Below are 22,900 nucleotides of genomic sequence, written 5' to 3'. Positions count from 1 at the left end.
CTGCGGTCCCGTCCCACCTCGCCGAGCGACGGGAGCGGCGGTCACCGGGTCTCGGGCAGGGTGACCGGCGGGCCGAACCGGACCGGGACGCCGGGCGAATACAGCACACTGGCCGGCGGTCCCGCCGGCGGCGGCAACCCGGCGGCGGCGACCAGTTCGTCGTCCAGGCGCAGCAGCTCGGCCCGGTGCAGCGGCCAACGGGGATGCCAGTTCGGCAGGTGCAGCGTGCGCCCGTACGCGCGGGTGTGCAGCCCCCAGCGGGCGGTGACGAAGTGCTCCAGCGGGGTCGGGTCGGCGATCGGCTCCCCCACCCGTACCACCATCCGGCTCGTCGCTCCGACCGGTCCGGGCCAGCGCCGCCGACACCGGTAGGTGTAGCGGTCACCGTCGCGGTCCAAGCGCATCGCCGACCACAGGTACGGCAGTCGCAGGGTCGCCCGGGCGACCAGCACCGGCACCAGCCGGGACGCGTCGAGCGAACGGAACACCACGGCCCGCCGGCCGGTGTGGTCGACCGAGTAGAGCCGGACGTTGGTCTCTGCGAAGCTGCCGAAGTACGGCACCCCCGGCCCGGTGCCGAGGCCCAGCCCCACCATCCGGAACCCGATCAGGCCGACGTAGCTGAGCCCGTCGAGCGTGTCCGGCCGGGTGCCGGCGGGCAGCAGGGGCGCGACCACCTCCGGCGCGACCGCCCAGTGCAGGAAGGTGAGGTGCTCCCAGCGCTGCCCCAGGATCGGCTGCCGGAACCGCTGCTGCGGGGCGCAGTCGACCGGCTCGATGTCCACCCACCCATCCTGCCCCTACCCGCGGCCGGCGGTAGGCTCGCCGCCCGGCCGGGGATCGCCTGACTGTTGTCGATTGCCGGCGTTTCCGGGCCCGGTCCGGGCTACGGTCTTCCGGTGAGGGCTCGTACCCGCGCGGTGGAGGCACTCAAGGCTGATCCGGCCATGTCGTCGCTGCGCCGGTCGCTGGAGTCCTACTACGGCGATCCGGAGCGTGAGGCGGCGATGGACGAGTTCTACGCCCGCTTCGTCCGGCCCGGCGACGTGGTCTTCGACATCGGGGCCCACGTGGGCGACCGGACCGGCAGCTTCCGTCGCCTCGGGGCACGCGTCGTGGCCGTGGAGCCGCAACAGCTGTGCGTGCGCGCCATCCGGCGCATCTATGCCGGGGAGGACGACGTCGTCGTCGTCGAGGCGGCCTGCGGAGCGGACGAGGGCAGCGTTCGTCTGCACGTCAACTCCCGCAATCCCACGGTGACCACGGCGTCCTCGCACTTCCTGCAGGCGGCGCACGGCGCCGGCGGCTGGGAGGACGAGGTGTGGGACGCCACGGTCGAGGTGGCCGGCACGACGCTCGACTCCCTGATCCGCCGCCACGGCACGCCGAACTTCGTCAAGATCGATGTGGAGGGCTTCGAGGAGGCGGTGCTGGCGGGGCTGAGCCGCCCGCTGCCCGCGTTGTCCTTCGAGTTCACCACGATCGAGCGGGCCGTGGCGCGGCGCTGCGTCGCCCGCCTCACCGCGCTCGGCTTCGACGCGTTCAACATCGCCTTCGGCGACGACATGGCCCTGGCCTTCGGGGAGTGGCTGTCGGCGACGGAGCTGGCGGAGCGGCTCAGGTCGCTGCCGCACGAGGTCAACTCCGGGGACGTCTACTGCGTGGCGCCGACCGCCGGGTAGCGCCCGTGCGCCGCCTCCTCCCGAGGGAGGAGACCGGGCTCCGACCGCCGGCCGCAACCGGGGCCCGAGGTCGGGCGCGGCCCGACGACCGGTTCACGAGCATCTACAGGTATGACTACCTCGTTGCGCCGGGCGGCACACTGGCACCGCCCCATGATGGTCTTCGTCGCGGGGATGGCGGTGCTCGCCGTCGTCGCCGCGATCGGCATCCTCGCCGATCCCCGCGTCCTCACCGGCGTCCCGATCTGGCTCAAGCCGTTCAAGTTCGCCGTGTCGTTCGTGCTGTACGGCACCACCCTCGCCTGGATGCTCTCCCTGCTGCCGCGACGCAGCCGGACCGCGGAGCGGGCGGGCACGGTCATCGTCGCGATGTCGCTGGCCGAGATGGCGGTGATCGTCGGGCAGGTGCTGCGCGGCACGACCAGCCACTACAACGAGACGACTCCGCTGAACGCCGCGCTGTGGCAGGTGATGGGCGCGTCGATCATGGTGCTCTTCGTCGCGCACCTCGTCATCGGCATCGTGGTCCTGCGGCAGCCGATGGCGGACCGGGTCGCCAGGTACGCGGTCGGGTGGGGGCTCGGCCTGTCCCTGCTCGGCATGCTGGCGGCGATACCGATGGTGGTGCCCGGCCAGGACGTGGCCGCCGAGGGGATCGCCGGGGCGCACAGCGTGGGCGTACCGGACGGCGGGCCCGGTCTTCCGCTGGTCGGCTGGAGCACCACCGGCGGGGATCTGCGGATCGGGCACTTCGTGGGGCTGCACGCCCTGCAGGCACTGCCGATCCTGGCGATCCTGCTGAGCCGGTTCCTCGGGACGTGGCTGGACGAGCGCAGCCAGGTGCGGCTGGTGGTCGTCGCGGGCACCGCCTACGGCGTACTCACGATGTTGTTGACCTGGCAGGCGCTGCGCGGACAGCCGCTGCTGCGGCCGGACGCCCTCACGCTGGCCGCCGCCGCGGCCCTGGCGGCCGCGACCGTGAGCGCCGCCGCACTGGTCCTCGTCCGCCGACGCCGCCGCGAACTGGCGCTGGCCGGATGACCGGGACGCTGTTCACCCTGACCTTCGCGCTGGCCGCGCCGTTCTGGGCGCTGATGCTGCTGCTGCCGCGCTGGTCCGGGACCGCCCGGATCATCTCCTCTCCGCTGATCGTGCTGCCGGTCCTGGTGAGCTACGCGCTGCTGGTGCTCCCGGCGCTCGCCGACGTGCTGCCGGCCGTGACGGCGCCGACCCTGCCGGGGGTGCGCGACCTGCTCGGCAGCACGGACGGCGCGGCGGCGGCCTGGGCGCACATGGTCGGGTTCGACCTGTTCGTCGGCCGGTGGGCCTGGCTGGACAGTCGGGAACGGGGGGTGCCGGCGCTGGTCATGGCTCCGGTGCTGGTGCTGACGATCCTGCTCGGGCCGCTCGGGCTGGCCGCCTACCTCGGTCTCCGGGCGAGGTGGGCCCGGCCGGCGGTCGTTCCGGCCCGCGAGCCGCAGCGCCTAGGCTGATCCGATGGGGTGGGTGGGACGGCTCTTCGACGCGCGCGACACGTTCGCGCGGATGCTGCTGCTCGACCTCAGCGGCGTCGGCTACCTGGTCTTCGGCGCCCACGCCGGACGCTCACCGACGACCACCCAGTGGATCCTCGCGCTGGTCGCGTTCGCCGTCGGGCTGGTGTGCCACCGCCGGGCGCTGGTCAACCTGGTGGCGCAGGCCGCGCTGCTGGCGGTCGCCATCCAGCTCGTCGACGACACCACGATCAACCAGGTCGGTGCCAGCTGGGCCCTGTTGGAGCTGGCCATGCGGGCGGACCGGCCGCGGCTCATCTGGCTGGCCGCCGGGCTGCTGGCCGCGGTGGACCTGACCGACTCGATCGGCGACCCGTTCCGGCGGTTCCTCTCCGGCGTCTTCGGGCTGACCGTGGAGGTCGGCGTGCCGCTGCTGCTCGGCCTGGTCATCCGCACCACCAGGGAGCTCGGCCGGCAGGCCGAGGAGCGGGCCGCGGCCGAGCAGCGCCGGCGCGAGTCGGAGAGCCGCGCCGCCCGCGCGGACGAACGCAGCGCCATCGCCCGCGAGCTGCACGACGTGGTCGCGCATCACGTGGCGTCGATGGTGCTGCGGGTGGGCGTGGCCCGGCACGTGCTGACGGAGCTGGATCCGCGGGTGGGCGAGGTCTTCGACGACGTGCACGGCACGGGGACCGCCGCCCTGGCGGACCTGCGCCGGCTGGTCGCGGTCCTGCGCGATCCCGACGGGGTACGCGGGGACGCGGCCCTGACCGCGATCGAGCCGGCGGCGCTTCCGGCGGCACTCGGCGCGGCGGTCGACCGGGCCCGCCAGGCCGGTGTCACCGTGGAGGCCGACATCGACCCGGCGGTCGGTTCGCTCGACGCCGTCCGGGGCCTGGCGGTGTTGCGGCTGACCCAGGAGGCGCTGACCAACGTGGCCAAACACGTCGGCACGTCCGCCCGGGCGCGCCTGGCGGTGTCCGTGGTCGACGGGGCCGTGCACTGGGAGGTCCGCGACGACGGGCGCGGCCGGGTGCCGGCGGCGGTACCGCCCGGCGGTGGCCACGGCATCACCGGCATGCGCGAGCGCGTCGAGGTCCTCGGCGGCCGGCTGGAGGCCGGCCCGACCGGCGCGGGTTGGCGGGTACGCACCGTGCTCCCGGCCGCCGCGTCGACCGTTTCCCCCCTGGCGCCCGCCGGCCCGGCGGTCCCCCGTGCCGGCTCGGCCGCACCCCATGAGACGGAGCTCGCATGATCCGCGTCCTGCTGGTCGACGACCAGCACCTCATCCGCGCGGGCCTGCGCATGCTCTGCGACGCCCAGCCCGACATCGAGGTCGTCGGCGAGGCCGACAACGGTCGCGACGCGATCAGCCTCGCCGCGCGGCTGGTGCCCGACGTCGTCGTGATGGACCTGCGCATGCCCGGCGTCGACGGGATCACCGCGACCAGCCGGATCCTCGCCGACCGGCCCGCGACCCGCGTGCTCGTGCTGACCACCTTCGGCGACGACGACCACCTCTATCCGGCCCTGACCGCCGGTGCCTGCGGGTTCCTGCTCAAGGACGCACCCCCCGCCGACCTGCTCGACGGCGTCCGCCGGGCCGCCGTGGGCGACAGCCCGTTCAGCCAGGAGGTGCTGCAACGCCTGGTCCAGCGCGCGGTGCACGCCCGCCCCGAGCCGCCGCAGCCGGCCCCGGGGCTGACGGCGCGCGAGCAGGACGTGCTGAACCTGGTCGCCGAGGGGCTGTCCAACACGGAGATCGCCGACCGGCTGCACATCGGCGTCACCACGGTGAAGACCCACATCACCAGCCTGATGACCAAGACCAACAGCCCCAACCGGGTACGCCTGGCCCTGTTCGCCCGCGGCGGCTGAGTGACGCCTGCGCAGGCGGGAAGCGCGCGCTGATCAGGTCAGGCGAGGAGGTGCCGGAGGGTCTTCGGGCCGCTGTCCCGCTGCCCCGCGCGGTCGAAAGTCGCTTGCCGCGCACGGTGGGCTCCGGGATGGTGGTGTCCATGACGTTCTGACGGACAGCACCCCCTGCTCCAGGCCACCTCGGCGCCGACCGGCGCCGTCATGCCGCCCGTCCGTACCCTTCCGCGAGAAGCGAGCGTCCTTGTCTCAGCACCACTCCCGGCGGGAGTCCCTGCCGCCGTCCACCCCGGCCACCGTCACCGTGTTCGCCTCCCCCACAAGCTGGATCGAGTCGAATGCCCTCGCGCAGTGCCAGCAGGTGGCCGCCCTCGACGGCATGATCCACGTCGCCGGCATGCCGGACCTGCACCCGGGCAAGGGCGCCCCCATCGGCGCCGCCATGGCGTCGACCGTGTTGTATCCGTTCCTGGTGGGCTCCGACATCGGTTGCGGCATTGCCGTGTTTCCCATGAAGCTCAAGCGCGCCGTACCCGAGAAGCTCGCCGCCCGATTCCCCGACCTCGACCGCCCGCTGGACCCCGAGCGGGATGCCGACGACCCGGCCTGGGCCGTCGTGAAGGGCGACGTTCCCGCCGGTCACGTCGAGGGCCTCGGAACGGTCGGCCGGGGTAACCACTTCGTCGAGCTGGCGCGGATCGCCAGCGTCGTCGAGCCGGGCCACGCGAGCCGTCTCGGGCTCGCCGCCGGCGACCTCGTTCTCATCGTCCACAGCGGTTCCCGAGGGCTGGGCGAGCGGATCCTGCGGGCGCACACCGAGGTCCACGGCGCGGGCCGCACCCCTGATGCCGCCGCCTACCTGGCGATGCATGACGACGCCGTACGCTGGGGTTCGCTCAACCGGCGGCTGATGGCCGCCCGGGTCGCCCACGCCCTGGGAGCGGAACCCACCGAGCCGATCGTCGATCAGTGCCACAACCTGGTCGAGGTCCGCGACGGGGTCTACCTGCACCGCAAGGGCGCGGCCCCGGGTGACGGCCGCGACGTGCTCATCGCCGGTACGCGCGGCACTCCCTCCTACCTCGTGGCCGCCCACGCCGGCCCGGATGCCAACCACTCCGTCGCCCACGGCGCGGGCCGCAAGATGTCCCGGGCGGACGCCCTGCGCCGGGGCCGGGCCAAGCACACCGTCGAGGAACTGCGCCGTACCCCGGTGGGGTCGCTGGTGGTGTGCGGGGACCGTCAACTGCTCTTCGAGGAGGCACCCACTGCCTACAAACGCATCGAGCAGGTGATCAGCGACCTCGTCGACCACGACCTGGCCACCCCCGTGGCCACCACGGTCCCCCTTGTCACCTACAAGACGCCCGACATCGGGTCCACGCCCCGACCGGACCGCCGGAACCACCGCCGTGAGCGGGGCCGGCCATGAACGTCCACCTGCTCATGTCCGCCGGGCGTGGCCCGCAGGAGTGCGCCTGGGCGCTGGCCCAGCTGCTGGGCCGTCTGGCGACCGACGCCACCCGGCAGAACCTCGTGACCCATCGGGTCCAGACCGTACCCGGGGACCGGCCCGGCACCTACCGGTCGGCACTGGTCGAGATCTCCGGCGCCGGCGCCGAGGCGTTCGCCGCCTCGTGGAGCGGAACCCTGTGCTGGCAGGCCCCCAGCCCCTACCGCGCGGACGCCGGCCGAAAGAACTGGTACGTCACCGTCCGACCGTGCCGGGTCGACAGCCCGGTCACGACCTTTACGGAAGCGGATGTCGACATCGTCGCCTGCCGTACCGGCGGCCCCGGCGGTCAGCACCGCAACAAGGCCAGCACGGCGGTACGGGCGACCCACCGTCCCTCCGGCCTCGTCGTCGTGGTCGACACCGAGCGGCAGTTCAGCCTCAACCGCCGCATCGCCATCCAGTTGCTGCGCCAGCGCATCGAGCACGGCGACGAGACAGCGCGGCGCGCCGCCACCACCGCCCGATGGCGCATCCACGACGAGCTCGTACGGGGCAACCCCACCCGCATCGAACGTCCGCATCCATCAGGACAGGACACGGCCACACCGCATCCGCCACGCCGGCGACGGCGGCAGTCCGCACAGCCGCGCTCACCGCGGTAGGAACATCGCATCCGCCACCACGGGGATCGACACAGCGAAGCGGCGTTCAGGAGAAGCTGACGCGGGACGGGTCAATACAGCGGCGTCCTATGCCCGCCCTCCGGTACGGTTCCGGCACGGCAGGTCACGATGAGCGGCTGTCACAGATTGTGGCGGCCGTCGGCCGGCAGGCGAGGCGGTTCCGGCGGCTCGGGCGACTGGTCGGGCTGACCAAGCTGCGCGACCTGGGTCGGATCGAGGACCCGAGAGAGGAACGAGCGGGTCCGTTCGTGCCGCGGCGCACCGAGCACCTCCTGCGGCGGCCCCTGCTCGACCACCACGCCGCCATCCATGAACACGACCCGGTCGGCCACGTCCCTGGCGAACGCCATCTCGTGGGTGACCACCATCATCGTCATGCCGTCCTCAGCCAGGTTGCGCATAACGGTGAGCACGTCACCGACCAGTTCCGGATCGAGCGCGGAGGTCGGCTCGTCGAAGAGCATCAGCTTGGGCTCCATCGACAGCGACCGGGCGATCGCCACCCGCTGCTGCTGCCCGCCGGAGAGTTGCGCCGGGAACGCGTCGGCCTTGTCGGTCAGCCCGACCCGCTCCAGGTTGTTGCGCGCGATCCGCTCTGCCTCGGCGCGACCGCGCCGGAGCACCCGGCGCTGGGCGATGGTGAGGTTGTTCAGCACGGTCAGGTGCGGGAAGAGGTTGAACGACTGGAAGACCATCCCGATGCCGCGACGTACGGAGTCGATCTCGACATCCGGGTCGGTCATCTCGACCCCGTTCACCCAGATCTTGCCGGCGGTCGGCTCCTCCAGCAGGTTGACGCACCGCAGCAGCGTCGACTTGCCGGATCCGGACGGCCCGATGACGCAGACCACCTCGCCGTGGCCGACCTCGAAGTCGATGCCCTTGAGCACTTCGAGCGGACCGAAGGACTTGTGCAGGTCGCGGATCTCGACGGCGGGGCGGGGTTGGGTGGGCGTCATGTTCGTCACCGAGCCTTGGCGTAGCGGAGTTCGAGACGTCGTACCACCTGGGAGAGGGGCAGCGTGATGACCAGGTAGGCGAACCCGGCCACCAGCAGCGGGGTGGCGTTCACCCGGTCGTTCAGCGTGTCCCGACCGAACTTGGTGACCTCGATGGTCTGCGCGGTCACGCCGAGCACGTACGCGAGCGACGAGTCCTTGGTGAGCAGGATGAGTTCGTTCGTCAGCGGCGGGATCACGACCCGGAACGCCTGCGGGATGACAATGGTGCGCATCGCGGTGAAGTGCGACATGCCGAGGGTGCGCGCCGCCTCCATCTGCCCCTTCGGCACGGCCTGGATGCCCGCCCGGATGGTCTCGGCCATGTACGCCGCGGCGGTCAACCCGAGACCGATCGCGATCGAACCGAACACGCCGCCCGGAATCTCGCGCTCCGGGAAGGCGATCGGAATGCCGTACCCGACGAGGAAGAGCACCAGCAGCGCGGGCAGACCCCGGAACAGCTCGATGTACGCGGTTGCGACCCAGCGGTACGGCGCCACCCGGGACAGCCGCATCAGCGCGAGGATGGTGCCGAACACGAGGCCGAAGGCGAACGCACCCAGCGTGTAGAGGATCGTATTGCGCAGCGCGACGGTGATGATCGTCGGGAACATCGACTTGATGATGTCGACGCGGAAGAACGCCTCGCTGAGCCTGTCCCAGTCCGCGGCGAAGATCACCGCGGCGATGAAGGCGATGAAGGCCAGGTACTGGAGCCAAAGGAACAGCCGCTCTCGCTGGCGGCGTCGCAGCTTCACTGTTCGATGCTCCTTGCTACGCGCAGGTTGAATACGCGGAGGGCGCGCGACAGGCGCGCACCCTCCGTCGTGGGGTTCGATCAGGCGTTCGGCCGCTTGCCGATCCACTTCTCGTAGACGGCGTCGTACCTGCCGTCCTGCTTGGCCTTGGCCAGCACCTCGTTGATCTTCTTGAGCAGTTCCGGGTTGCTGTCCTTCTTCACCGAGAACCCGTACTGCTCGCCGGTGTCGAACTCGGCCGCCACCTCGAAGCCGCCGGGGTGCTCCTTGATGTACTCGGTCCAGACCGGCAGGTCGTTGATGGCGGCCTCCACCTGGCCGTTGGCGAGGGCCTGCTGCAGGGCGGCGAGATCCTCGAACTCGACGAGTTGCAGGCCCTTCTCCTTCTCGAACTTCCGGGCGTAGTCACGGCCCGTGGTCGCCGCCTGGACGCCCAGCTTCTTCCCCTTGAGGTCGTCCAGCGACTTGAGCGGCTTGCCGGTCTTGACCAACATCGCCTGCGTCGCGTCGAAGTACGGGTCGGAGAAGTTCATCACCTTCTGCCGTTCCTCGGTGATCGTCATGCCGGCGGCAGCCGCGTCGCACTTGCCGGTGTTCAGGTCCTGGCCGGACTTGATCCCCTCGAACGGTGTATCGACGATCTTCTGTTCCACGCCCAGTTCCTTGGCGACCAGGTCCATCACGTCGACGTCGAACCCGATCACCTTGCCGCTGGGATCCTTGGACTGGAACGGCGCGTACGGCAGGTGGGTGCAGACGGTCAGCTTGCCCTTCTCGACGAGCTTGACCCCGCTGGCCTGGACCTCACTGTCATCCTTCTTGGCGCATCCCGCGCTCACCGCGAGGGCGGCGATCGCCACGATCAGGCCAGCCTTACGGACTGCGCTGTGGAAAGTCACGCTGTGTCCCTCCGGTTCGGCGCCCGTGTGACAGGCAGCCAGTGTTGGTGCAAAGACGGTGTGACAGGCGACGGTACCTGATTCGGCAGGACGTACCTAGATCACGTCGACTCTTGAGTCGATCCTGTAGCCGTCACGGTCAGTAAACCCCGGCATTCGGCATGAAACCGGGCGCCAGTGGGCGGCGCCAGCAGATCCGGTCAACCCGCGCGAGGCCGCCCGGTGGGCTACCGGGTGGTCGCGCAGCTGCCGTCGGAGTCGGTGGTGCCGCCGAGGTCGACGATGCGCGCCCGGACGGCCCGGCAGTTGCCTGGACCACTTCGGCTCGTGTTTCCGCTGATCACGGAATCCTTCAGCTCCACCGCGCCGGGTCCGGACCGGTCCTCGGTGCTCCCCGGCAGGTAGGCCAGGGAGATGTTGATACCGCCCCCGCCGTCCTCGGCGTAGTTCTCGGTCACCTCGGAGTCGACCACGGTGACGGTACGTACGCCGCGGACGTCAATGCCACCGCCCAGCCCGGCCAGTTCCCCCGGGCGGGTGGGGTCGTGCGGATTGCTGACCCGGTTGCGGGTGATCGTCGACCGCTCGACCAGGCCGACCGAGTCGAACCGCAGCCCGCCGGCCTCACCTGCCTCGTTGTCGTCCACCAGGCTGTCGCGCAGGGTGAAGGAGGTGAACGGGATGCTCTGGACCGCGCCGCCGAAGCGGGCGCTGTTGCCGGTGAGCCGGACCCGCTCCATCGTGAGGTCGGATGCGTTCAGCGCGGCGCCCCCGCCGTAGTAGTTGTAGACCGAGGCGACCGGGGCCGACACGCCGCCGGTAATGGTGAGGTCCGAGATGGTGGCCGGTCGCAGGACGGTGAAGACCCGGTCGAGCCGACCGCCGTCGATGACCGTACGGTCCCGGCCGGCACCCACGATGGTGGTGGGCTTGAAGATCTTCAGGTTGCCGTGCGCGGTGTCGGCGAGGGTGTAGTCGGTGAAGGCGCGGCCGGCCAGCGGGCGGATGCGCAGGGTGTACCGCCCGGCGGGGACCACGATGGTCGAGTCCGACTGTGCGTTGGCCTCCATCACCGCAGCGCGCAGCGTGCAGACGCCGTCGGCGGTGCGGCACCGCCCGTCCCCGGGCGTCGGATCAGGAGCGTCGGAGGTGCTGTCCACTTCGAACCTCCCCGGCGGCCGGGTTACCGCGCTGCCCCAAGCGGGGGCGCCGGGGACGGCGACGACGGTCAACGACAGGGTCAGCGCGCCCGCGGCCAACCGCGGCGCATTCATCAGGTTCTTCATGCCCCAATAGCTACCGTCGGGTAAGCCCGCTAAACGAGCGAAGAGCCCCAAAGGGTGTGAAGCATCGCATCCGACCCGTTAACCATCGATTCATCACGGTCCGCTAACCAGGCGACGTGGACCGCCGGGACTGCTGTTCGCTGCCGTCGAGTGCAGGGGTGTGAACGCCGGGCTGGTCGCGTACCGCTGTCAACCGGTGGACGGGTCAGCGGGCGGCGTCCGGGTGCCCCCGCATGCCGGAGCCGCCGCTGCTGCCACCCGAGGAGCCACCGGCCACGCCCGACCCGTCGTCCTCGGTGACCAGGTCCGGGCGTACGTCCGTGTCGTCCGGGGCGGGGACCTCGGTGTCCGCCTCCACCTGGACGAGGCGGGCCTGGCCGGCCTCGTCCTCGGCGTGCTCCGGATCGACCGGCTGCTTTCCTTGCCGCGCCTGGTACCCCACGGCCGTCTCCCGTCGGTGGCGGATCTGTCCGGCGACGGCTACCCGCCGCGGTCGGGGCGAAACCTCACCCGCGGGGCCGCTGCCGGGCGGAGCCGCGGCAGCCGGGCGGGCCACCGGCGTCCGCGTCGCGGCGGGACGGTGGGCGGGAGCGGCGGGGGCAGCACACCGGGCATGGCTCGCGGGCTCGACGTCCGCCGCCTGGCGGCCATCGACTTGTGGGGATCGGCCGGCGCCCGGTGACGGCGCCGCCGCCGGTGACCCGGCCGGCAGGGTTCGACCCGACCCGGGCCGGCCCCGCCGAGCGCCGACGCGCGTGCGGGTGCACTTTCGGAGAATGAGTGGCCTTGGAAGCTGGAATGGCCACTCCTTCTCTGAAAGAGGGCGCCGGGAGGCGGCGGGGTGTACCGGCGGCGGGAGCGGGTAGGCAGGGCCGGCCGACCGGCTGCGCCGCGGCCGGGCTTGAGTCGCGGATCAGGGGGGTGGGAGCGATGCCGGTTGCGCAGGCGTCACCTGGTCACCGCGTCCGACCCGGCCCGCGCCGCCCGCCGCCGCACCGCCGATGAGCCGGGTCCGGAACCTGCGCGTCCGCCCCGACCTGCTGTACGTGGCGAGCGGGTGGAGCACCCTGGTCACCGACGTGCGCGGCCGGATCACCGGCACCGACCCGCAGGGCTTCTTCGCGCGCAACACCCGCGTGCTCAGCGCCGAGCGGGTCACCATCGACGGCCGGGAACCGGTCGCGTTCAGCACCGCGAACGTACGGGGTCACGCGCAACTGTCGTACGCCGAACTCGGCGACGGCGAGGCGCTGCCCGCGCAGGCGGTCTACCTGCTGACGGAACGGTTCGTCGGCGACGGGCTGTGCACCCGGCTGACCGTGGTCAGCTACGCCGCCCGGCCACGCACCCTGCCGGTGCGGATCGACCTCGCCGCCGACTTCGCGGACACCAGCGAGGCCGAGACGGGACGCCGCCGGCAGTTCGGCGACGTCGACCGGGCGTGGGACCCGGCGGAGCGGGAGCTGCTCCTGACCTACCTGCGCGACGACCTGGACCGGGCGGTGGCGTTCCGGATACGCGCCGACGCCCCCGTCCGGTACGTCGACGGCGCGCTCGCCGTCGAGGTCACGGTGCCGCCGGGTGGCAGCAGCCGGGTGGATCTCCTCGTCGAGCCGGTCTTCGACGGCGAGCGGCTGGTCGCTCCGCCGCCGACGTTCACCGGCCCCACCGACGCCGCCACGGCCGCCGGCGCCCGCCTCGCCCGCGAGTTCACCCGGCTGAGCAGCAGCAACTTCGACGTCACGGCGGCCTGGCGGTGCGCGGTCGACGACCTGACCGTGCTGCCGCTCGGCGAGCCGGCCGGGCCGACGGCGCCGATGGCCGGGCTGCCGATCTACCAGGAGATCTTCGGCCGGGACACGATGACCGCGTCGTGGCAGGCGTTGCTGGCCGGGCCGACGATGCTGGCGGACAGCCTGCGGCTCAACGCCCGCCACGTCGGGCAGCGCGTCGACGACCGGCGCGACGAGGAGCCGGGAAAACCGCTGCACGAGGCCCGCCTGGGCCCGGTGTCGGTGCTCGGGCTCGACCCGTTCACCCACTACCACGGCGACTGGTCCACGGCGCCGGACTTCCTGGTCTTCCTCGGGCAGTACCTGGCCTGGACGGGGGACCTGGACACGGTGCGGGAACTGCTGCCGACGGCGCACCGCGCCCTGGACTGGCTCGACCGGTACGGCGACCTGGACCGGGACGGCTTCCTGGAGTACCACTGCCGCGCCCGGTCCGGCCTGAAGAACCAGGGGTGGAAGGACTCGGACACCGCCGTCGTCGACGAGCACGGGCAGGTGGTGCCGAACCCGATCGCGAGCAGCGAACTCCAGGCGTACTGGTACGCCGCGCTGCGGCACGCCGCCGTGGTGTTCGCCGCGACGGGCCGGCCCGCCCTCGGCGCGAAGCTGGTGGCCCGGGCCCGCGCGTTGCGTCGCCGCTTCCACCGGGCCTACTGGATGCCCGATCAGGGCTGCTACGCGATGGCGCTCGGGCCGGACGGTCGGCAGGTGCGGTCGGTCAACTCCAACGACGGCCACCTGCTGACCACCGGCATCGTGCCGACCCGGGTCGCCGGCCTGGTCGCCCGCCGGCTGCTGGCACCCGACATGTTCAGCGGCTGGGGGGTGCGGACCCTGTCGGCGGCGCATCCGGCGTACAACCCGTTCAGCTACCACCGGGGCAGCGTGTGGCCGGTGGAGGCGGGCACGATCGGTCTCGGCCTGGCCCGGTACGGCTGCTGGGCGCAGCTGCACCGGCTGGCCGAGGGGATGTTCGCCGCGACGGCGCTCTTCGACGAGCACCGCCTGCCCGAGGTGCTCAGCGGCCTGCCCCGCGACGACGCCCATCCGCATCCCGGCGTCTATCCCGACTCCTGCTCGCCCCAGGCGTGGTCCGCCAGCTCCGTGGTCGCGCTGGTCCAGGCGCTGCTGGCGCTGCGCCCGGCCGCACCGCTGCGGACGATCTTCGTGGACCCGCACCTGCCGGAGTGGCTGCCCGACCTGACGCTGGAGGGCGTACAGATCGGTCGGGCCACCGTCGACCTCACCGTCCGCCGCCGGCGCGGCGGCCGCACGTCGATCCGCGCCCGCGGCGACCGGATAGCCGTGGTGCGCCGTCCGACGCTGCAGGCGACGGCGGTCACCCGCCACCGCTCCTGACCAGCGGTACGCCGCCGGCGCCCGTCGGTCCGGATCGCCGCCGTCGGGCAGAAGGGGTGGCGATGCCGTCCGGGAGAGCCGCCTACGAGCACCTCAGATGGCCGTGGCCTTGGCCACCTTCCACTCGCCGTCGACCGGGACCAGCGTGAGCACCACGCGGTTCTGGTCGACCTTCTCCCCGGCGGTGTTCACGTTGCGCCGGAACTGGTTGAGGTACACCAGCAGCTCGACCCGGTCGGTGGTCGCGGTCACCACGCCCGTCGCGGACACCTCCGCAGCCACGACCGCCTGCTGCTTCGCGGCGGTCTGCTTCAACGCCGCCGTGGTCTGCTCGTACTCCTTGCCGAAGGAGCCGGTGGCGAAGCTGCGGCCGTTGGCGACGCTGTCGTCGAAGGTGCGGTAGTCGTAGGAGAAGATCGCCTTGGCGGCGGCGGGCGCGGTGGCCAGCGCCTGACGTACGGCGGTGTCCCGCTGCTCGGCGCGGTGATCGCCCCACCACGCCAGACCGGCGACGGCGGTCGCGACCACGATCGCCACGACCAGAGCCGGGACGAGCCCGATCCGGGCGGCGGGCCGCCGGAGCACGCGCGGCCGTCGCGCGAAGTCGACCAGGGTACGCACGGGTCCTCCCTCTCTCATCCGACGAACTGCAGGCGGGACACCAGCCACCGGCCGGAGTCCTTGTCGTGGACCAGGTCCATCTGGATCCGGTAGTGCGACGGCCGCCCCTCGGGCGACTTGACGTTCTTGACGGTGGCGTCGACCGCCACCAGCACGACCGCCCGGCTGCGGTCGCCGGAGACCAGCCCGGCCCGCAGCACCGACCCGCGCGAGTCGACCTTGTTCTCCACCACCGCGGCCCGGACCTGGGACTGCCCCCGGCTGAACTCGTCCTTGAAGTCACCGGTGGCCCCGGCCGTGATCCGCTGGATGTCCCGGTCCACGCTGGCCGCGCTGACCGAGACGAAGTTGACGCTGGCCTGCTTGGCGGCGGCGATCGCCTCCTGCCGGGCCTGGTCCGTCGCCCGGTCGACGTACCACCGGTGACCGGCCATGCCGGCGGCGGCGAGGGCCGCGGCGAGCACCACCACGAGCAGGACGATCAGCGGGCGCCGCCGTCGCGTCGGCGCCGGGGTTGCCCGCTTCTCCGCGGGGCGGCCCCCGGCGGCCTCCTCCGGAGGAGCGTCCGCATCCGCCGGGTCGTCACCGGCCACCGGATCCGCCGGATCAGCCGACTCCGCCGGGTCCTCGACCGGTTCCTGGTCGAGCCGCTTCAGCAGGTCCTCGATCGGCTCCTCCGGCTGGGAAAGCTGACGGGGGACCATCCGGCGTTGCGCCACCCGGCCCGGCACTCCAGGCTTCGCCCCCTTGATGACTTTCAGCGTGTGGTTCCTGCGTGCCTGCATCGCCACCTCCTTCTTCGCGCCGGTCACGGGGTCACCCCGGCGAGCAGCAACTGCTTCCACGACTGGTCCCCGGCCATCCGGGACTGACCACCGGTCCCGCCGAACTGCAACGGTCGACCGTCGGCGCCGAGCACCAGGCCGGTCGCCGGGTCGTACCCACCGGTGGTGGTTCCGGCCCTCGGCTCGGCGCCGGACGACGCCGGGCCGGCCGCCGGTTCCCGGCCCCCCGGTCGGGGCGCGTTGGCGTTGCCGCGCACGCTGGCGCCGGCCGCCCGCTCCCCGGCGTCGCACTTCGCGTTGCCACCCCCGTACACGCAGGACGGCGGGTCGTTGGCATTGACCACCAGACCGAGGTGCACGGTGCCGTCGCCCGGCGTGACGGTGAAACCGCCGGCGACGGCGATCGGGTACACCACCAGCATCTGCTCGATGCCGGGCAGCCGCCGGGCGGCGATGCCGTTGACGGTCACCAGATTGCCGAGCAGGGTGCCGACCGTCGGTTCCAGTCCCCGCAGCAGCGCGGACAGTTCACGCCCGGCGGGAGGTCCAGCGGCGAGCAGCCGCCGCAGGTCCGGGTCGGCCTCGCGGAGGGTGGCCGCCAGCTGGGCCAGGCCGGCCGCCCACCGGCGCAGCGCCTCGGCCGACTCCGCCTGGGTGGTGAGCACCGTACGTCCGTCGTCGATCAGCGCGAGCGTCTCCGGCAGCCGGGCGTCCGCCTCGGTCAGCAGCGCATCCCCGGCGTCGAGGATGCTGGCCAGCGCCGTCTCGTTGCCCTCGAACGCGGTGCCGAGTTCGGTGATCAGGACGGTGAGGTCGTCCGGGTCGACCGAGCGGACCAGGGCGTCGAGGTTGGTCAGCAGGACCTCCGGGGCGAGCGGGACGCCGGTCCGGTCCGCCGGAATCACCGCCCCGTCGGCGAGGTACGGCCCGCCGTCGCGGTCCGGGCGCAGGTCCACGTACTGCTCGCCGACGGCGGAGCGCTGCGCCACCACGGCCCGCAGATCGTCGGGCACCCGGACGTCGCGCTGCAACCGCAGGTCGGCGCGGACCCCGTTGCCGTGCAGGGCGACCGCGGTGACCTGGCCGACCGGCACCCCGCGATAGGTGACCGGGGCGTTGGGGAAGATCCCACCGGCTCGGGTGAGGTCCATGTGGACGACGTAGCTTCCGCCGAGCAGCCGGTCGCCGACACCGACGTAGCGGACGGCGACGTAGCCGACGCCGAGGACGCTCACCAGCACGAACGCCAGAACCTGGAGTCTCGCGGTACGTCCGATCATGGCTTCAGTCCCCCTCCGAGGATGTCCGGCAGGCCGCCGATCTGTCCGGTCACCGCGCCGGTCACCGGCAGCACGCACTGCGCCGACATGACGGTGCCCGGGGGCAGTTCGGTCCCGGCGGGGAAGGCGGTGCCCGGTGGCACGACGCCCTTGGGCAGGATCAGTCCGCCGACGGGCACCGTCGAGCCGGGCTTGAGCAGGACGCAGCCCTCCGGCAGCAGACAGTCCTTCGGCGGCGTCCAGGTGGCGGGGAACCTGTCCGGGTCGGGCAGGCACTCAAGGATCGGCAGGCCAGGCAACGGACCGGTGCCGGGCAGCGGGACGGCGGGCGACGGCCCGCCGGCGGCGGGCGGCCTGGCCGGAGTGGCCGTTCTCGGCGGCGCCGCCGGGCCTGCCGGCGCGGGGGCCGCGGCGGCCAGGTTCGCCAGGATCGAGGCCGAGTCGAGGTCGGCGGTGACGGACAGGTTGACGAAGTCGCCGACGATCGCGCCGGTGATGTTCGGCGGGAACGGGTACGACAGCATGAAGTCCAGGGACTTCGGCAGGTCGTCACCGGCGCGTACCAGCTCCTCCAGGATCGGTTGCAACGCCCGGAGGTTGGCCACGGTGTCGTCGCGGCTGCGGTTGACGACCCGGGTGCCGACGTCGCCGAGTTTGTCCAGGGCGGTCAGCGCGCTGGTCAGTTGGGCGCGCTGGCGCGCCAGCACGGTCAGGCCGGGGGCGAGGGAGTCCACCGCGTCGCCGAGCACCTGCTTCTGCCGGTTGAGCCGGCCGGTCAGCCGATCGAGGGCGTCGAGGGCGCGGACCAGGTCGGCCTTCTGCTTGTCCAGCCCGCCGATGAACTCGTCGAGCTGGCCCAGCGCGTCCCGGACGGCGGGTTCCCGTCCGGCGAGTGCGGTGCCGAGTTCCTGGTTGATGGTCCGCAGTTGAGCCAACCCGCCACCGTTGAGCAGCAGGCCGAGGGCGGCGAGGACCTCTTCGACCTCGGCGCCGCGGTTGGTGCGGGACAGCGGGATGACGTCGCCGTCGGCGAGACGGCCGGTCGAGGCTCCGGTGATCGGCGCCGCGACGGTCACGTACTTCTCGCCCAGCAGGCTGCTCTGCCGGACCGCGGCAGTGGCGTTGGACGGCAGGCGCACGTCGGTGCCGATACGCAGGGTGACCCGCGCGGTCCAGCCGGCGAGGGAGATCTTCTCCACGCTTCCGACGGTCACGTCGTCGACCTTGACGGCGGCCTGCGGCACCAGGTCGAGCACGTCGCTGAACTCGGCGGTGACGGTGTACCCCGCGCCCCTCGGGGCGCCGCCGGGCAGCGGCAGGTCGGCGACGCACCCGGCCGGGAGCAGCGCCACCAGGACCGCGCCGGCCAGGGCGCGCAGCGCCCGGGCGGTCACGGGGTGCCCCGCAGGATGCCGCCGAGGGTGGGGTCGCTGGTGATGCCGGAGCCGCCCGGCGCCTGGTCGGGGATCGGCGCACCGGGGGAGCTGATGGGAGGTCCCGGTGAGGACCCGCCGGTCGCCGGGGCGCCGGGCGGCAGCTTGAGCAGCTTGCGCAGCTGGTCGGTCATGGGCAGCCCGCGCTGGTGCAGGGTCTGCGCGAGGGCCATGCACTTCGCGGGCACCTCAGCGGCGGGAAGCTGGTCGACCAGCAGGGAGCAGGCGAAGCTGGCTGGGTCGTACGGGCCCATCGCGTTGTTGCGGGTGTCCAGGGTCCCGGAGCGTGGGTTGTACGAGAGGGCGAGGTTGTTCACGGCGAGCGGGGCGACGTCGAGGATCTCGATGACCGCCTTTTGCTGGCCGACCAGCACGCCGGTGATCTCCGTCAGCGCGGCGACGTTGGAGGTCAACGCGGCGCGGTTCTGCTTGACGAACGCGGTGACGTCGGCCAGCGCGGTGGCGAGGTTGCGCAGCGCGGCGGCCAGCTCGTCGCGTTGGCCGGCCAGCTGTTCGGCGACGTCGGCGAGTTGCCGGTTGAAGGCGCGCACCTCCCGGTCGCTGCGGGCCAGCGCGGTGGTGAAGCGTTGCAGGTTCGCGACGGAGCCGAAGAGGTCCTGCCGGCCGTCGGAGAGGGTGGTCAGCGCCCGGGACAGGCCGTCGAGGGTGTCGTGCAGGTTCTGCCCGTTGCCCTCCAGGTTGGCCCGGCCGGTCGCGACGAGGTCGGACAGGGCGCCGTCGCGGTTGGCCCCCTCCGGGCCGAGGGTGCGGTTGAAGTCGTCGAGCGCCTGGTAGACATCGTCGATTTCCATCGGCGCGGCGGTCCGCTCCAGCGGGATCTCCGCCCCGTCGGTGAGCCTGGCGCCACCGGCGTAGGCGGGGGTGAGCTGCACGTACCGGTCGCTGACCACGCTGGGCGGAACGATGAGCGCCTGCGCCTCGGCGGGGACGTCGATCCCCGGGTCGTACGACATGGTGACCTTGACACTGCGGCCCTGCGGGGTGACCGCGAGCACCTCGCCGACGCGAACGCCCAGCACCCGCACGTCCGATCCCGGGTATACCCCGACGGCACGCGAGAAGTAGGCGACCACCCGCCGGTCGGGTGTGCTGTCACGGAGCACGACCACGCCGGCGGCGACGGCCACCAGCAGGGCGGTGGCGACGGCGACCGGTCGTCGCCAGCGCTGGATGGGACCGGGCATCAGCGGCCTCCCCTCGTCGGTTGGTACGGCTGGAGCAGACCGGCCACGTACGAGTCGAACCAGCGGCCGTTGCCGACCACGTTGGCGAACGTCGACACGAAGGGGCCCATCCGCTGGATGGTCTTCTCCAGGTCTTCCTTGTTGCGCTGCAGGATGGCTACCACCTCGCGCAGCTTGCGCAACGCGGGCTCGATCCGGGCGCGGTTGTCGGTGACCAGTCCGGAGAGCTGAGTGGCGAGTTCGTCGGTGCCGACGAGCAGCTTGTGGATGGCGTCCCGACGCCGGCTCACCTCGGCCAGCAGCGCCTCGCCGTCGGCGACCAGCTTGCGGAACTCCTCGTCCCGGCTGGCCAGCACCGTGGTGACCGAGCGGGCGCGGGAGAGCAGGGTCCGCAGTTCGGCGTCGCGGTCGGCGACCGTGCGGGAGAGCCGGGAGAGTCCGACCAGGGAGGCGCTCACGCTGTCGGGCGTGTCGGCGAAGGTCTCGGACAGGGTGGTGAAGGCCGCTGCGAGCTGTTCGGTGTCGATCTTGTCGAGGGTGTCGGCGAGTCCGGTGACCGCCTGCACCACGTCGAACGGTGCTGCGGTCCGGGCGAGGGGGATCTGCCCGCCCTCGCGCAGCCGCCCGGGCCCGGCCGGTATCAGCGCCAGGTACTTCTGGCCGAGCACCGTCTTGATCCTGATCATGGCGCTGGTGTCGCTGCCGAGGCGGACGCTGTCGTCGTCCAGCCGGAACCGGACCCGGACGTAGGGCGCACCGTCTCGGGCGAGCTCCACCGCGGTCACCTTGCCCACCCGCACCCCGGCGACCCGCACCTCGTTGCCGGTGCTGAGGCCGCTGGCGTCGTGGAAGGCCGCCTGGTAGGCGCGTCCGGTCAGGTCGGCCAGCCGGTCGAGCTGAAAGGCGCCCAGCAGCGCGGCGACGATCAGCGCCAGCCCGACCGTGCCGACGACGACGGGGTTGCGTTCCCGGAACGGTCTCACTGGCTGCCTCCCGCGCATCGGGCGGCCGGGGCGCTGAACGTGGGCACGTCGATCGGCGCCCGGCCGGCCACCGCCACGTTGCCGTCGAAGTCGCAGAGGTAGAAGTTGAACCAGGAGCCGTAGGAGGCGACGCGGGTCAGGGACGCGTACCGCTCCGGGAGCCGGCCGAGGGTGCCGTCGATGACGGCCGCGTTGCGGTTGAGGTTGCCACTGAGTTCGTCCAGGGCTCGGATGTCCGCGGCGAGCGGTGGTCGTACCTCGTCGATCAGCGCGGACGTGGCGGTGGTGAGCTCACCGATGCTGACCAGCGACTCGCCGATGGCCTTGCGGTCGGCGGAGAGCCCGGAGACGAACTGCTGCAGCTGGCTGATGCTCTGGTCGAGGTTGCGGTCCCGTTCGGCCAGCGTGGCCAGGACGCCGTTGAGGTTGGTGACGACCCGTCCGATGACGGCGTCCCGGTCGGCGAGGGTGTTGGTCAGCGACGCGGTGCGTTGCAGCAGGCTGCTCACCGTGCCGCCCTCGCCCTGCAGCACCTGGATGATCTCGTAGGCGAGCTTGTTGACGTCGTCGGGATCGAGGGCCGTGAACAACGGCCGGAACCCGTTGAACAGGACGGTGAGGTCCAACGCCGGCGTGGTCTGGCCGAGCGGGATGAGGCCGTCGGCCCGCAGCGGCCGCCCCTCCCCCGGCCCCTCGCTGAGCGCCAGGTATCGCTGACCCACCAGGTTGCGGTAGCGGATCTTGGCGCGAACGCTGGTAGCCACCGGGACGTCGCGGGTGACGTTGAAGGCCACCTCCGCGACGGTGCTGTCGACCACCTTGATCCGGCTGACCTGGCCGACCTTCACCCCCGCGACGCGTACGTCGTCCCCGGGGAGCAGCCCGGTGACGTCGGTGAACCGGGCCCGGTAGGTGATGCCGCCGGGCGGGAAGGCACCGAGGGTCTGCGCGAGCAGCGCGGTCAGCAGCAGGGTCACCGCGGCGAAGACCACCAGCTTCAGCAGGGGCGCCATGGTCTTGCTCGTCATCGGGCGTTCACCACCCCTCCGCGTAGCAACGGCCCCCAGAGCAGGACCGCGATGTCGGGAACCTCCGCCGGCGGGGTGCCGGTGACGGCACCGACGAGAGGATTGACCAGGGCACGCTCCTCAGCGGTGCCGGCCCGGCCCATGCCCGGGGACCCGCCGGCCGGCGAGGTCCCCGGCAGGCCGACCGGCAGCGGCGTACGAGGGCGCTCGCCCCGGTAGTCGTAACCGTCGTTGATGGGCACCTCGGGCGCCGGCTTCCCCGGGTCGGGCACGCCCCGACAGTGCGGGCCGTCGTGCGCGCCGTAGACCGGCTCGTCGCGGCCCTTCTCGTACTTGCCGCCGTCGCGGGTGACCTCGAGGGTGATGTGCATCCGCCCGCCGGCGAAGACCTCCTCGACGCGGGGTTGCAGGGCGACCAGGCCGCTCATCATGCACGCGTACTCCGGGGAGTACGTGGCAAGCAGTTGCAGCACCGGTCGGCTGACCTGGCCGAGGGAGATGAGCTGGTCGCCGTGGCGGTCCAGGAAGCCGCGCGTGAGGTCCGCCGTGTCGGTGGTCTCGATGAGGAACGCCGCCAGCTGTTCACGCTGGTCGGTGACGGTGCGGGAGGTGACGGTCACGTCGCGCAGCAGGGCGAGCAGGTCGGGCAGCGCGGCGTCGTAGCTGTCCAGCACGACCGCCAGTTTCCGGATGTCCTCCGCGATGGTCGGCATGGCCGGGTTGAGCTGCTTGAGGTATGCGTCGAGCCGCTCGACGTTCGCGCCGAGCTGCTCGCCGCGTCCCTCCAGCGCGGTGGCGATGGCGCCGAGCGTCGCGGCAAGCTGGTCGGGCCGCACCGCCTGCAGCAGGGGCAGCGCCTGGTCGAGGACCCGTTCCAGCTCGACGGCCGTACGGCTGCGGTCCTGGCCGATGACCGCGCCGTCGCGGATCGGTGCGGCCGGGCCGCCGGTCGGCGGGACGAGTTCGACGTACCGCTCGCCGAAGAGCGTCTTGGGCAGCAGCCGCGCGCTGACGTCGGCCGGAATCAGGGGCGTCGTGGCCGGGTCCAGGGCCAGCCGGATCCTCGCGCCGGCGCCCTCGCTGCCCACCGAGCGCACCTCGCCGACGACCACCCCGCGTACCTTGACGTCGGCGCCCGGGCTGAGCTGCAGCCCGGCCCGACCGGCGTGCAGGGTCACCCAGGCGACCGGCGTGAACGCCTTCTTGTACTGCAGCACGGAGGCGGTCAGCGCCGCGGTCAGCAGGGCGATGAAGACGATGCCCAGAATGCGATTTCTCAT

Annotated in this window: 22 protein-coding genes; 8 read left to right on the top strand and 14 right to left on the bottom strand. The window is 72.4% G+C overall.

Features of this window, described 5'->3' with window-relative positions:
• Nucleotides 1-41: 41 nt before the first annotated feature.
• On the bottom strand, nt 42-785 hold the full coding sequence (locus tag M2302_RS19715) for a DUF2071 domain-containing protein (protein WP_280839320.1): 744 nt from the start codon (nt 783-785) through the stop codon (nt 42-44).
• Between the two features lie 162 nt (nt 786-947).
• Here M2302_RS19715 and M2302_RS19710 point away from each other — a divergent pair, with 162 nt between their 5' ends.
• The 7 genes from M2302_RS19710 (at nt 948) to prfH (ending at nt 7,168) form a co-directional block, all read left to right on the top strand.
• Entirely contained in the window at nt 948-1,682 is a 735-nt protein-coding gene (locus M2302_RS19710; protein WP_280839379.1) for an FkbM family methyltransferase, read from the top strand.
• Nucleotides 1,683-1,793: 111 nt separating this feature from the next.
• Nucleotides 1,794-2,723, top strand: coding sequence for a hypothetical protein (locus M2302_RS19705; RefSeq protein WP_280839319.1), 930 nt, complete (start codon nt 1,794-1,796; stop codon nt 2,721-2,723).
• A complete protein-coding gene (locus M2302_RS19700; RefSeq protein WP_280839318.1) occupies nt 2,720-3,175 on the top strand; it encodes an ABA4-like family protein in 456 nt (151 codons plus the stop codon). Before M2302_RS19705 ends, M2302_RS19700 begins: the two co-directional genes overlap by 4 nt.
• 4 nt (nt 3,176-3,179) lie before the next feature.
• A complete protein-coding gene (locus M2302_RS19695; protein ID WP_280839317.1) occupies nt 3,180-4,430 on the top strand; it encodes a histidine kinase in 1,251 nt (416 codons plus the stop codon).
• Complete coding sequence (locus M2302_RS19690; protein ID WP_280839316.1) at nt 4,427-5,053, top strand: response regulator transcription factor; 627 nt, start codon at nt 4,427-4,429, stop codon at nt 5,051-5,053. The genes M2302_RS19695 and M2302_RS19690 overlap by 4 nt, the downstream gene beginning before the upstream one ends.
• A 241-nt stretch (nt 5,054-5,294) precedes the next feature.
• The gene (locus M2302_RS19685; protein WP_280839315.1) at nt 5,295-6,482 is read left to right on the top strand and encodes an RNA ligase RtcB family protein; all 1,188 of its coding nucleotides are present in this window, start codon (nt 5,295-5,297) and stop codon (nt 6,480-6,482) included.
• Nucleotides 6,479-7,168 carry a peptide chain release factor H gene (prfH, locus tag M2302_RS19680; RefSeq protein WP_280839314.1) on the top strand — a complete coding sequence of 230 codons (690 nt, stop codon included), beginning with the start codon at nt 6,479-6,481 and terminating at the stop codon, nt 7,166-7,168. The genes M2302_RS19685 and prfH overlap by 4 nt, the downstream gene beginning before the upstream one ends.
• 140 nt (nt 7,169-7,308) lie before the next feature.
• On the opposite strand, the gene M2302_RS19675 is transcribed toward prfH, so the two are convergent.
• From M2302_RS19675 to M2302_RS19655, 5 genes are all read right to left on the bottom strand, one after another.
• Nucleotides 7,309-8,148: an amino acid ABC transporter ATP-binding protein gene (locus tag M2302_RS19675; protein WP_280839378.1), complete on the bottom strand. Its 840-nt coding sequence runs from the start codon at nt 8,146-8,148 to the stop codon at nt 7,309-7,311.
• A 5-nt stretch (nt 8,149-8,153) separates the two neighbouring features.
• Nucleotides 8,154-8,948 (bottom strand): amino acid ABC transporter permease, encoded by a 795-nt coding sequence (locus tag M2302_RS19670; RefSeq protein ID WP_280839313.1) that lies wholly within the window; start codon nt 8,946-8,948, stop codon nt 8,154-8,156.
• 80 nt (nt 8,949-9,028) lie between these two features.
• On the bottom strand, nt 9,029-9,847 hold the full coding sequence (locus M2302_RS19665; RefSeq protein ID WP_280839312.1) for a basic amino acid ABC transporter substrate-binding protein: 819 nt from the start codon (nt 9,845-9,847) through the stop codon (nt 9,029-9,031).
• Between the two features lie 227 nt (nt 9,848-10,074).
• The gene (locus M2302_RS19660; RefSeq protein WP_280839311.1) at nt 10,075-11,133 is read right to left on the bottom strand and encodes a hypothetical protein; all 1,059 of its coding nucleotides are present in this window, start codon (nt 11,131-11,133) and stop codon (nt 10,075-10,077) included.
• Between the two features lie 205 nt (nt 11,134-11,338).
• Complete coding sequence (locus M2302_RS19655; RefSeq protein ID WP_280839310.1) at nt 11,339-11,575, bottom strand: preprotein translocase YidC; 237 nt, start codon at nt 11,573-11,575, stop codon at nt 11,339-11,341.
• A 559-nt stretch (nt 11,576-12,134) separates the two neighbouring features.
• Here M2302_RS19655 and M2302_RS19650 point away from each other — a divergent pair.
• Entirely contained in the window at nt 12,135-14,285 is a 2,151-nt protein-coding gene (locus M2302_RS19650; RefSeq protein ID WP_280839309.1) for a glycogen debranching N-terminal domain-containing protein, read from the top strand.
• A gap of 93 nt (nt 14,286-14,378) precedes the next feature.
• On the opposite strand, the gene M2302_RS19645 is transcribed toward M2302_RS19650, so the two are convergent.
• The 8 genes from M2302_RS19645 to M2302_RS19610 are packed head-to-tail and all read right to left on the bottom strand — an operon-like array spanning nt 14,379 to nt 22,900.
• Nucleotides 14,379-14,906, bottom strand: coding sequence for a hypothetical protein (locus M2302_RS19645; RefSeq protein ID WP_210775901.1), 528 nt, complete (start codon nt 14,904-14,906; stop codon nt 14,379-14,381).
• A gap of 14 nt (nt 14,907-14,920) precedes the next feature.
• Nucleotides 14,921-15,718 (bottom strand): hypothetical protein, encoded by a 798-nt coding sequence (locus tag M2302_RS19640; RefSeq protein ID WP_280839308.1) that lies wholly within the window; start codon nt 15,716-15,718, stop codon nt 14,921-14,923.
• Nucleotides 15,715-16,971, bottom strand: a complete 1,257-nt coding sequence (locus tag M2302_RS19635) for an MlaD family protein (protein WP_280839307.1) — start codon at nt 16,969-16,971, stop codon at nt 15,715-15,717. The genes M2302_RS19640 and M2302_RS19635 overlap by 4 nt, the downstream gene beginning before the upstream one ends.
• Complete coding sequence (locus M2302_RS19630) at nt 16,968-18,365, bottom strand: MCE family protein (RefSeq protein ID WP_280839306.1); 1,398 nt, start codon at nt 18,363-18,365, stop codon at nt 16,968-16,970. The genes M2302_RS19635 and M2302_RS19630 overlap by 4 nt, the downstream gene beginning before the upstream one ends.
• Nucleotides 18,362-19,609 carry an MCE family protein gene (locus tag M2302_RS19625; protein ID WP_280839305.1) on the bottom strand — a complete coding sequence of 416 codons (1,248 nt, stop codon included), beginning with the start codon at nt 19,607-19,609 and terminating at the stop codon, nt 18,362-18,364. Before M2302_RS19625 ends, M2302_RS19630 begins: the two co-directional genes overlap by 4 nt.
• Nucleotides 19,609-20,592 (bottom strand): MCE family protein, encoded by a 984-nt coding sequence (locus tag M2302_RS19620; protein ID WP_280839304.1) that lies wholly within the window; start codon nt 20,590-20,592, stop codon nt 19,609-19,611. The genes M2302_RS19625 and M2302_RS19620 overlap by 1 nt, the downstream gene beginning before the upstream one ends.
• On the bottom strand, nt 20,589-21,620 hold the full coding sequence (locus M2302_RS19615; protein ID WP_280839303.1) for an MCE family protein: 1,032 nt from the start codon (nt 21,618-21,620) through the stop codon (nt 20,589-20,591). The genes M2302_RS19620 and M2302_RS19615 overlap by 4 nt, the downstream gene beginning before the upstream one ends.
• Complete coding sequence (locus tag M2302_RS19610) at nt 21,617-22,900, bottom strand: MCE family protein (protein WP_210775906.1); 1,284 nt, start codon at nt 22,898-22,900, stop codon at nt 21,617-21,619. The genes M2302_RS19615 and M2302_RS19610 overlap by 4 nt, the downstream gene beginning before the upstream one ends.

It is taken from the genome of Micromonospora sp. A200 (assembly GCF_029893845.1).
Lineage (GTDB): Bacteria > Actinomycetota > Actinomycetes > Mycobacteriales > Micromonosporaceae > Micromonospora > Micromonospora purpureochromogenes.
Note: the sequence above shows the minus strand (reverse complement) of the source record. Positions and strands in the feature narration are given on the sequence as shown.

Bases quoted from the DNA above. Each gene is read 5' to 3' on its own strand.
- M2302_RS19615 (WP_280839303.1), bottom strand. From the start codon at position 21,620: ATGACGAGCAAGACCATGGCGCCCCTGCTGAAGCTGGTGGTCTTCGCC.
- M2302_RS19695 (WP_280839317.1), top strand. From the start codon at position 3,180: ATGGGGTGGGTGGGACGGCTCTTCGACGCGCGCGACACGTTCGCGCGG.
- M2302_RS19710 (WP_280839379.1), top strand. From the start codon at position 948: ATGTCGTCGCTGCGCCGGTCGCTGGAGTCCTACTACGGCGATCCGGAG.
- M2302_RS19660 (WP_280839311.1), bottom strand. From the start codon at position 11,133: ATGAAGAACCTGATGAATGCGCCGCGGTTGGCCGCGGGCGCGCTGACC.
- M2302_RS19690 (WP_280839316.1), top strand. From the start codon at position 4,427: ATGATCCGCGTCCTGCTGGTCGACGACCAGCACCTCATCCGCGCGGGC.
- M2302_RS19705 (WP_280839319.1), top strand. From the start codon at position 1,794: ATGACTACCTCGTTGCGCCGGGCGGCACACTGGCACCGCCCCATGATG.
- M2302_RS19635 (WP_280839307.1), bottom strand. From the start codon at position 16,971: ATGATCGGACGTACCGCGAGACTCCAGGTTCTGGCGTTCGTGCTGGTG.
- M2302_RS19610 (WP_210775906.1), bottom strand. From the start codon at position 22,900: ATGAGAAATCGCATTCTGGGCATCGTCTTCATCGCCCTGCTGACCGCG.
- M2302_RS19650 (WP_280839309.1), top strand. From the start codon at position 12,135: ATGAGCCGGGTCCGGAACCTGCGCGTCCGCCCCGACCTGCTGTACGTG.
- M2302_RS19700 (WP_280839318.1), top strand. From the start codon at position 2,720: ATGACCGGGACGCTGTTCACCCTGACCTTCGCGCTGGCCGCGCCGTTC.
- M2302_RS19625 (WP_280839305.1), bottom strand. From the start codon at position 19,609: ATGCCCGGTCCCATCCAGCGCTGGCGACGACCGGTCGCCGTCGCCACC.
- M2302_RS19675 (WP_280839378.1), bottom strand. From the start codon at position 8,148: ATGACGCCCACCCAACCCCGCCCCGCCGTCGAGATCCGCGACCTGCAC.
- prfH (WP_280839314.1), top strand. From the start codon at position 6,479: ATGAACGTCCACCTGCTCATGTCCGCCGGGCGTGGCCCGCAGGAGTGC.